This window comes from Bradyrhizobium sp. Leo170 (assembly GCF_004296405.1).
In the GTDB taxonomy this organism is placed as follows: domain Bacteria; phylum Pseudomonadota; class Alphaproteobacteria; order Rhizobiales; family Xanthobacteraceae; genus Bradyrhizobium.
Genome location: NZ_PSRR01000339.1, coordinates 1 through 9,526 on the forward strand (window position 1 = coordinate 1; position 9,526 = coordinate 9,526).

Annotated in this window: 5 protein-coding genes and 2 pseudogenes; 5 read left to right on the plus strand and 2 right to left on the minus strand. The window is 64.2% G+C overall.

The window, feature by feature from the left end; genetic code table 11:
• On the plus strand, window positions 1-838 hold an 838-nt coding region (locus tag CWO89_RS35820), incomplete at its 5' end, for a Bug family tripartite tricarboxylate transporter substrate binding protein (protein ID WP_130583133.1).
• 129 nt (window positions 839-967) lie between these two features.
• Here the strand turns inward: CWO89_RS35820 and CWO89_RS35825 are convergent.
• Window positions 968-3,206 (minus strand): annotated as a pseudogene (locus tag CWO89_RS35825) (GumC family protein).
• 282 nt (window positions 3,207-3,488) lie between these two features.
• On the opposite strand from CWO89_RS35825, the gene CWO89_RS35830 reads away from it, so the two are divergent.
• The 3 genes from CWO89_RS35830 (at window position 3,489) to CWO89_RS35840 (ending at window position 7,701) form a co-directional block, all read left to right on the plus strand.
• Window positions 3,489-4,613 (plus strand): glycosyltransferase family 4 protein, encoded by a 1,125-nt coding sequence (locus CWO89_RS35830; RefSeq protein WP_130583135.1) that lies wholly within the window; start codon window positions 3,489-3,491, stop codon window positions 4,611-4,613.
• Window positions 4,614-4,780: 167 nt separating this feature from the next.
• Entirely contained in the window at window positions 4,781-6,319 is a 1,539-nt protein-coding gene (locus tag CWO89_RS35835; protein WP_165421464.1) for an undecaprenyl-phosphate glucose phosphotransferase, read from the plus strand.
• Window positions 6,320-6,438: 119 nt separating this feature from the next.
• Window positions 6,439-7,701, plus strand: a complete 1,263-nt coding sequence (locus tag CWO89_RS35840; RefSeq protein ID WP_165421465.1) for an O-antigen ligase family protein — start codon at window positions 6,439-6,441, stop codon at window positions 7,699-7,701.
• On the opposite strand, the gene CWO89_RS35845 is transcribed toward CWO89_RS35840, so the two are convergent.
• On the minus strand, window positions 7,670-8,161 hold the full coding sequence (locus CWO89_RS35845) for a MarR family winged helix-turn-helix transcriptional regulator (protein WP_130583137.1): 492 nt from the start codon (window positions 8,159-8,161) through the stop codon (window positions 7,670-7,672). The two genes, CWO89_RS35840 and CWO89_RS35845, sit on opposite strands and share 32 nt — an antisense overlap.
• Window positions 8,162-8,284: 123 nt before the next feature.
• Between CWO89_RS35845 and CWO89_RS35850 the strand changes: the two are divergent.
• Window positions 8,285-9,479, plus strand: a pseudogene (locus CWO89_RS35850) (FAD-dependent oxidoreductase).
• The last annotated feature ends 47 nt before the right edge of the window (window positions 9,480-9,526 follow it).

A 9,526-nucleotide genomic window follows, 5' to 3' on the forward strand; every position in this document is an offset into this window, starting at 1 on the left:
CGTGGCAAGGCTCGTCGCCGATCCGATGAAGGATTATGCGGCGTCGATCGTGGTCGAGACCCGGCCAGGTGCGAGCGGACGCGTCGCGGTGGAAGCCGTGAGGGCCGCCGCCCCCGATGGATCTGTCCTTCTGCTGGCGCCACTTGGCTTCTTGACGCTGTTCCCTCACGTCTACAAGACACTCAGATACGAGCCGCGGGATTTTACTCCGGTATCGACCGTCGCCTCATTCCCGACATTGCTGACGGTGGGTCCGAAGGTGCCGCGTGAGGCAAAGACGCTGGCTGAATTCATCACATGGTGCCGCGCCAATCCGACGCAGGCGACCTACGGCACGGCGGGCGCTGGATCGACGCTGCACTTCATCGGAGCGATGCTGGGCCGCACTGCGCGGTTCGAGTATCTCCACGTGCCCTATCAAGGCAGGGCCGCGCTACAGGATCTCGTGAAAGGCGAGATCGCCTCGGCCATCATGCCGCTCGGCAGTTCCCTTGGCCTCGTCCAGTCCGGAGAGCTTCGTGCGCTGGCGACCACCGGTCCACGCCGCAGCGCGTTTCTTCCCGATGTGCCCACGATGGCCGAAGCCGGTTATCCCTCGCTTGAGGACCTCACATGGTTTGGGTTTTTCGTTCCGGCAAAGACCCCGGCCGACATCGTCGAAAGGCTCAATGGCTCGATCCAGGCGGCCTTGCGCACCGACGAGGTCAAAGCCGGCATGGCAAGACAGTTCGTCGAGATTGACGCGATCCCGATGGCCGACTTTAACCGGCTGCTCGCATCCGAATCCGATCGGTGGAAAGCGATCGTCCAGGCAACCGAGTTCACGCCGACCGATTGAAGGTCTCGGCCTCCTAGAGCATGATCCGGAAAAGTGGGCACCGGTTTTCCGAAAAAGATCATGCTCAAACAAAGAGCTAAAGCGGGATGACGATTCGAAGAAAAGTCATCACGCTTTAGCGCCGTTGGTCTACGCTGCGACCACGCGCGGGCCCGGCTCGACGGCGTCCGATGGCTCGCACGGCTTCGTCAGCATCGTCACTTCCGAGAAACCGACAGCGGCAAGCTGCTCGCGCATCAGGCGGCGGGCATCGTCGGCCATCGAGGCATCCGGCACCACGACGGCGCGGGCATGCGCCGTCAACAGATCGGCAGGCAGGTCGGAAGCCGTGCCGGCATCGAGCAGCACGTGGTCGTAGACGCCTAGCAGCGCGTCGATCGCGAGCGCCAGCCGCGGCGACTGCAGTTGCGTGCGATCGAAGCCGGGGCGGCCGGCACTGACCAGGTTGACCCGTGACAGCCGGTCGCGCGTGATGATCTCGGAAAACGTCGCCTGCCCCTGCATCAATTCGGCAAGCCCCGGCGCGCCAGGATCGGTCGAGACCGCCGCTATCGTCGGAGACGCCGCTGCGAGGTCGACGACGGCGACCTTGGCTTCGCGGGCCATCAGCCGTGCCAGCGTCAGCGTGGTCAGCGCGATGCTCTCGCTCGAGGCCGTCCCCAGCACGGTGACCTTGCGTGCGTCGGCGCCAGCCCGGCGCAGCTTCTCGGCGAGCAGCTCGATTTCCCCGATGGCTGCGGCGGCTTCAGGCTGCGGCGCGATGGATGCGGCCTCGACCTCGGGCTCGGGCTCCGCTGCCGGCTCCAGCTCCGGTTCCTGCTCGTCGCTCTCGACGGCGGCAGCGCGAACCGGCGCCCGCGCCCGTCGTCTGCGGCACGACCGATGCGGCGGCGCGCGGCGCGGTCATGCGCAGGAGCTCGCCGGTCACCACCATGCCCGAAGAAAGCAACAGCGTCGCCAGCGTCGCGATCAGCACGATCGGCAGCTTCTTCGGATAGGCCGGCGTGTTGGACACCGACGCGCGCGAGATGATGCGGCCATCGGACGGTCCTGCGTCGATGTTCTCGCGGGTATTGGCTTCGCGATATTTCGCCAGATAGGACTCAAGCAGGTCACGCTGCGCCTTGGCTTCGCGCTCCAGTGCGCGGAGCTGGACGTCCTGGCCGTTATAGGACGACGCCTGCTTCTTCAATTGATCGAGGCTCGCGCTCAGCGCCTCGACGCGGCCGCCGGCAACACGGGCGTCATTGTCGAGCGTGCGGGAGATCTTGGCCGCCTCCTCGCGCAACTGCCGATCGAGATCGGCAAGCTGCGCCTTCAATTCCTTGATACGCGGATGATTGTCGAGCAGCGTCGACGATTGCTCGGCGAGCTGCGCGCGCAGCGTGACCCGCTGCTCGCTGAGGCGGCGGATCAGTTCGGAATTGAACACTTCGGAAGCTTCGATCGGCTTGCCGCTCTGCAGCATCTCGCGGATCAGCCGCGCCTTGGTCTCGGCATCCGCCTTCAGTGCACGCGCATTGTTGAGCTGCGTGTTGAGCTCGCCCATCTGCTGGTTGGACAGCGAGGTGTTGTTGGTGCCGACGAACAGGCTCGACTTGGAGCGGAAATCCTCGACGCGGGATTCGGCGTCCGCGACTTTCTTCCGCAAATTCTCGATCTCGCCGGCAAGCCACTGGCTCGCCGTTTTCGCCTGCTCCTGCCGCGCATTCTGCTGCAGCACCAGATAACCTTCGGCGATCGAGTTGGCGACGCGTGCGGCAAGCTCGGGATCGCGCGACTGGAATTCGACGACGATGACGCGTGACTTGTCGACCGCGTAAGCCTGCAGGCGCTCGTAATAGGCTTCCAGCACGCGCTCTTCCGGCGTCAGCGAGAACGGGTCGCGCCCGATGCCGAACAGCGCCAGCAGCGATTTCAGCGGCGAAAAGCCCTGCAGCACGGGATCGAATTCCGGCCGCTCGGCAAGCTTGTTCTTCTTGATGATCTCGCGCGCGAGATCGCGCGACAGCAGGAGCTGCACCTGGCTGGTGACGGCCTCCGGATCGACGACGTTGCGCTCTTCGTTGCGCTCGCCGCTCGGCCGCAGGAACACGTTCTCGCGGCCGTCGATCAGGATGCGCGCTTCCGACTTGTAGCGCGGCGTCACCATATTGACCGCGGCAAGCGACAGCGTGAACGCCAGCACCGTCGGCACGATGATCCAGCTCCGCTTGCGCATCAGCGCCCGGCCGAGCGCAGGCAGGTCGAGATCGCCCGCAGGCGACGCGGCAACGGTCGCGGGCTCGCCCACAGCCGGCGCGGGCTTTGCAAGCGCGCGCTGGACCACGGCCCTCTCCTTGCCTGCACGCCAGAACGCAAAACGCATTGTTCACTCCCGCGGGGACGCCACTCAATCTGTCTCAGCCGGCGCGATTACACTCCATTAAGGTTGCCGCTGGGTTAATCGGCCCGGTTGACGAACAGCACGGGCGCACACGCCCGCGCGTCATGCTTTGTTAACCATGGGCGTCCTTAATCGGCCGCGATATTTTGCCGGGATTCCCAGAATGCGCCGCCTGCGCGCCGCTGCCTTTTGCCTGCTTTCGATGCTTGCGCGCGGCGCTTCAGCCCGCGATCGCATATTCATTGGCGGGCGTGCGTTGTGACCATGGAATCCGACCAGCCGCTTCGCATCCTGCATGTCGTGCGAGCCCCTGTCGGTGGGATCTTTCGTCATATCCTCGACGTTGCCAACGGACAGATCGAGCGCGGCCATCACGTCGGCATCGTCACGGACAGCATCACCGGCGGCGAGCGCGCCGCCACCGCGCTAGCGGAAATCGAACCGCGCCTAAAGCTCGGCGTCCGCCGTGTGGCCATTCGCCGCGAGCCGCGGTTTGCCGATACGATGGTCTGGGCGCAGATCGCCGGCCTGATCTGGAAATTGAAGCCGGACGTGCTGCACGGCCACGGCGCCAAGGCCGGCGCTTACGTCCGCCTGCGGCCGCACTCCAAGCACACGATTCGCGTCTACACGCCGCACGGCGGCTCGCTGCACTACCCGCTCGACACGCTGAAGGGCAATTTCTACAGCCGGCTTGAGCGCGCGCTGATGAACAGCACCGACCTGTTCCTGTTCGAAAGCGCCTTCGCACGCGACACGTATCAACGCACGGTCGGCACGCCGACCAGCGGCGTGGTGCGCTGCGTGTTCAATGGCGTGACCGCGGAAGAATTCGATCCGGTGGCACGCGCCGAGGATGCCACCGACATCGTCTATGTCGGCGAGTTCAGGCACATCAAGGGGGCCGACCTCCTGATCGACGCGGTGGCGAAACTGCGCGCCGAAGGCAAGCCGCTGACGCTTGCCGGCGACGGCGAGGAATCGGAGAAGCTGAAGGCGCAGGTCAAACAGCTTGAACTTGGCGATGCCGCGCGCTTCATCGGCCATGTCAAAGCGCGCTACGGGTTCTCGAAAGGCAAGCTGCTGGTCGTTCCCTCCCGCGGCGACTCGATGCCCTATGTCGTGATCGAGGCTGCGGCCGCGGGGATCCCGATGGTGGCAGCCAATGTCGGCGGCATCCCCGAGATCTTCGGCCCACACACGGATGCGCTGTTTGCGCCAAGCAACGCCGCTGCGATGGCGGAAGCGATCAGCCGCGCGCTCGACGATCCCGCGGCGACATTGGCGCGTGCGCAGGCGCTGCGCGAGCGAATCTCGGCGCATTTTTCGCAGAAGGCGATGGTCGAGGGCGTCCTCGCCGGCTATCGCGATGCATTTGCCAATCGTTAACCACAAGTTACCCACGTAACCGTTTGTTCCGATTTCTCCCCTAATCCCTGACGCGGGGCAATTCCGCAGCGGCCTCTGCATCCCTATCTGCGGTCGCTAGAGCATGATCCGGAAAAGTGGGCACCGGTTTTCCGAAAAGATCATGCTCAAACAACGGACGTGACGACGTGGAACCGATTAATGCACGCTCGATGCTGGACGCGGCAGCGACCGCCGGTGGCGGCCGTCCGCCGGTCGAACGACGCCGCAGGCTATCGCCCGCAGCGCTCGCCGTTACCAATGAAAAGGTCCGCGGCGCCTATTCGCCCGTCGTCATCACCGGCATCGTTCGCCTCATCGATTTCATCCTGCTGAGCCTGGTCGGCGTCGCGCTTTATCTCTGGTACGTGATGCCGCTCTCCGGCTTCCGCTGGGAATATGTCGCGGCGATCCTCGCCATGACGATATCGGCGGTGGTCTGCTTCCAGGCCGCTGATATCTACGAAATCCAGATGTTCCGCGGACAGTTGCGGCAGACGACGCGCATGATCTCGTCCTGGGCGATCGTGTTCCTGCTGTTCATCGGCGTGTCGTTCCTGGTCAAGCTTGGCGGCGAAATCTCGCGGGTCTGGCTGACGGCATTCTTCTTCGTGGGTCTCGCGGCCCTGATCGTCGAGCGGCTGATCCTGCGCGGCCTGGTGCGGCGCTGGGCGCGCGACGGCCGGCTCGACCGCCGCACCGTGATCGTCGGCGCCGACGAGAACGGTGAGCAGCTCGTCGAAGCGCTCAAGGCACAATCCGACACCGACATCCGTGTGCTCGGCGTGTTCGACGACCGCAACGATGATCGCGCGATGGATAGCTGCGCCGGCAGCCCGAAGCTCGGCAAGGTCGACGATATCGTCGAGTTTGCCCGCCGCACCCGCGTCGACCTCGTGTTGTTCGCGCTGCCGATCTCGGCGGAGACCCGCATCCTGCAAATGTTGAAGAAGCTCTGGGTGCTGCCGGTCGATATCCGCCTGTCGACGCACACCAACAAACTGCGTTTCCGTCCCCGCTCCTATTCCTATGTCGGCAAGGTGCCGACGCTCGACGTGTTCGAGGCCCCGATCACCGACTGGGATCTGGTGATGAAATGGCTGTTCGACCGCATCGTCGGCGGCCTGATCCTGCTCGCCGCGCTGCCGGTGATGGGGCTGGTGGCGCTCGCGGTGAAGCTCGACAGTCCGGGCCCGGTGCTGTTCCGCCAGAAGCGCTTCGGCTTCAACAATGAGCGGATCGATGTCTACAAGTTCCGCTCGCTCTACCATCATCAGGCCGATCCCACCGCCTCGAAGGTCGTCACCAAGGACGATCCTCGCGTCACCCGCGTCGGCCGCTTCATCCGCAAGAGCAGCCTCGACGAATTGCCGCAGCTCTTCAACGTCGTGCTGAAGGGCAATCTCTCCCTCGTCGGCCCGCGTCCGCATGCGGTGCAGGGCAAGTTGCAGAACCGCCTGTTCGACGAAGCGGCCGACGGCTATTTCGCGCGCCACCGCGTCAAGCCCGGCATCACCGGCTGGGCGCAGATCAACGGCTGGCGCGGCGAGGTCGACACCGACGAGAAGATCCAGAAGCGCGTCGAATTCGATCTCTATTACATCGAGAACTGGTCGGTGCTGTTCGACCTCTACATCCTCCTGAAGACGCCGTTCTCGCTGCTGACCAAGAACGAGAACGCGTATTGAGAGCCGTCATTGCGAGCGGAGCGAAGAAATCCATGTCGCAACTCGGGGATAAATGGATTGCTTCGTCGCTTCGCTCCTCGCAATGACGCCGTTGTATTGTTTAGGTGCGTGAATTCGTGATGGCCTACGCTGCAACAGCCGGGACGTCCCTTCCGCAAGCCGCGGTTCCGCCCGGCGTGCTGGCGCTGCAGCGCGCGATGGTGTGGCTGGCGGGCGCTTCCGGCGCGATCGTGTTCATCGAGCCGAGCCCCTACGAATTGGTGACGCTGACAGCGATCATCATCTTCTTCGCCACCGGCCTGCGGATGCGGCTCGCCTTCATGCCGCTGCTCCTGATGCTGATCTTGCTTAATGTCGGCTACAGCATCGGCGCCATTCCGTTTCTCGACAGGCCGGAGGTCGCGACCTGGATCGCAACGTCCTGGTACATGGCGGTCACCGTGGTGTTCTTCGCCATGGTTACTTCCGAAGATACCGAGGCGCGGCTGGACATGCTCCGGCGCGGCCTCGTCGTCGGCGGGATGATCGCATCGCTCGCGGCGATCGGCGGCTATTTCCATCTCGTGCCCGGCGGCTACGACCTCCTGACCCTGTATGAGCGCGCCCGCGGCACCTTCAAGGATCCGAACGTGCTCGGCGCCTTCCTGATCCTGCCGGCGCTGTTCTCGTTGCAAAGCGTCGTCTCCGATCCTCCCGGCAAGGCATTCCGCAACACCATCGCCTTCGGCATCATGTCGCTCGCGATCCTGCTCGCGTTCTCGCGCGCGGCCTGGGGCGGCCTCGTGATCACCGCGGCATTCATGCTGGCGCTGATGGTGTTGACCAGCCGCTCGCAGACCGAGCGCTCGCGCATCATCGTGATGGCGCTGGTTGCCGTCATCCTCGCAGTCGCGCTGGTCGCGATCCTGTTGTCGTTCGACTCGATCGCGCAGATGTTCAAGCAGCGCGCGAGCTTCGACCAGAGCTACGACGAAGGCCGCTTCGGCCGGTTCGGGCGCCACATCCTCGGCGCCCAGATGGCGCTCGATCTGCCCTTCGGCATCGGTCCGCTGCAATTCCGCAACTACTTCCCAGAGGACACCCACAATTCCTATCTGAATGCGTTCATGTCAGGTGGCTGGATCTCCGGCCTGACCTATCCGGCGCTGGTCTTCGTCACCGTGGTCACGGGCTTCCGCTACATCTTCCTGCCCGTGCCTTGGCAGCGGACTTATCTGGCGATCTTCGCAGCCTTCCTCGGCACCGTCGGCGAGAGTTTCATCATCGACACCGATCACTGGCGCCACTTCTGGATGATGCTGGGGGCGATGTGGGGCATGTATGTCGCCGCAGCGCGCTATCGCGGCGCGCTCACCGCCGAGGCGGCCGCCCGCGCTTCTTAGCCGGCTTCTCCTCGGGCGCATCGAACAGCCCCTTGAGCTTCTCGGTCGCTTCCAGCACGGCCTTGTAGCCTTCATTGGCGAAGCGCAGCAGCAATTGCAGCTCGGCTTCCGAATAAGTGCTCCAGAGCCGCTGCATCGCCTCCTGCATCGGTACGTAGTAGCGCCCAATCCTGGCAGCGTTCTCGGGCACAGTTACGATGTAGACCTTGCGGCGGTCGGTCTCATCACGCTCGCGACGCACGAAGCCGGCCTTCTCCAGGCGGTCGACCACGCCGGTGATGGCGCCGGTGGTGAGCCCGGTGACCTCCGCAAGCCGGCCCGCCGTCACGCGGCCTTCGAGATTGAGGAAGTCGAGGCATTCGAGGTCGGAACCGGAAATTCCCGCCACGTTGGCAACGGCTTGCCCGTACAGCACGCCCTGTGCGGACGAGCGCCGCACGGCCTCTTCCAGCTCCTGCATCAACGCCACGCGCGACTTCAACCTTGACAAGGCCCCTCCTATCTCTTAGTAAATATACATCTCATAAACTAAGACAATTAATTACTCGCCTTTCCTAACGCACGCAACCGAACGGAGCAAGCCGTGCCGCGCCGTCCTCGCAAGGCCCTGATCATTGGCGGTGGCATCGCCGGCCCTGTCGCTGCGATCTTCCTCAAGCGTGCCGGCTACGACGTCGAGGTCTACGAGGGTTGGCCGCATTCGAACGGCATCGGCGGCGGCCTGCAGATCGCGCCGAACGGCATGCATGTGATGGCCGAACTCGGCCTCGCCGACGAACTGATCCGTCAGGGCTCGATCGCCGAATCCTTCGATTTCCATTCGCAAGGCGGCAGGAAGCTCGGCTCGATCAACCGCGACATGGAGAAGCGCTTTGGCCAGCCGGCGGTGAATATGCGTCGCACCACGCTGCAGGAGATCCTCTTCAACAAGGCTTGGTGCTCGAACGCCGAACTCTATTTCGAGAAGCGCCTGGTCAAGATCATCGACCGGCCCGACCACCCCATCGTCGCTCATTTCGCCGACGGCACGACCGCCGAAGGCGATTTCCTGATCGGTGCCGACGGCGTGCACTCGAAGGTGCGGCGCCATGTGGTGCCGGACGGACCAGAACCATTCGACACCGGGCTGATCGGTTTCGGCGGCTTCGTGCCTCGTTCTGTGCTCGAAGGCAGATCGATCGGCGGACGCGTCGAGACCACGTTCGGCCAAAGCGGCTTCTTCGGTTACGGCTTCTGCAGTTCCGATCCCGCTGACGGCGTGATGTGGTGGAGCACGCAGCCTTCGCATAGTGTCGACGCCACGACATTCCGTGCCATGGATCAGGCGGCGCTGAAGCAGCATTTGCGCGACTTCTATCGGGGGTGGCACGATCCGATCCCGCGCATCATCGAGGCCGCCGAGAACATCGTGGTGACCGACACGCTCGATGTCGCGAGCCTGCCGACCTGGTCGCGCAAGCGCTCGCTCCTCATCGGCGACGCCGCCCATGCCACCAGCCCGCATGCCGGCCAAGGCGCTTCGCTGGCGCTGGAAGACGCGATGCGGCTCGGCAAACTCATGCTCGACGGACAGGAACTCGGCCTGACCTTCCAGAATTTCGAGCACGAGCGCCGCGCGCGCGGAAAAGATCGTCGCGATCGCCCGCCGCAACGGCAACAGCAAGCGCGAATTCAGCGCCGCGGGAGCGTGGGTTCGTGATCAAGTGCTGAGTCTGCTGCTACCGGTGACCTCGCGATGCATGGATTTTATGTACGTCTATGATCCACGGGCGGCGTAGCCCGTAGGGTGGGCAAAGCCATCGGGCGCGCGTTCGCGCGACCCGTT

Excerpts from the sequence above, each read along its gene's own strand:
- CWO89_RS35830 (WP_130583135.1), top strand. The coding sequence starts at position 3,489 with ATGGAATCCGACCAGCCGCTTCGCATCCTGCATGTCGTGCGAGCCCCT.
- CWO89_RS35840 (WP_165421465.1), top strand. The coding sequence starts at position 6,439 with ATGGCCTACGCTGCAACAGCCGGGACGTCCCTTCCGCAAGCCGCGGTT.
- CWO89_RS35845 (WP_130583137.1), bottom strand. The coding sequence starts at position 8,161 with ATGCAGGAGCTGGAAGAGGCCGTGCGGCGCTCGTCCGCACAGGGCGTG.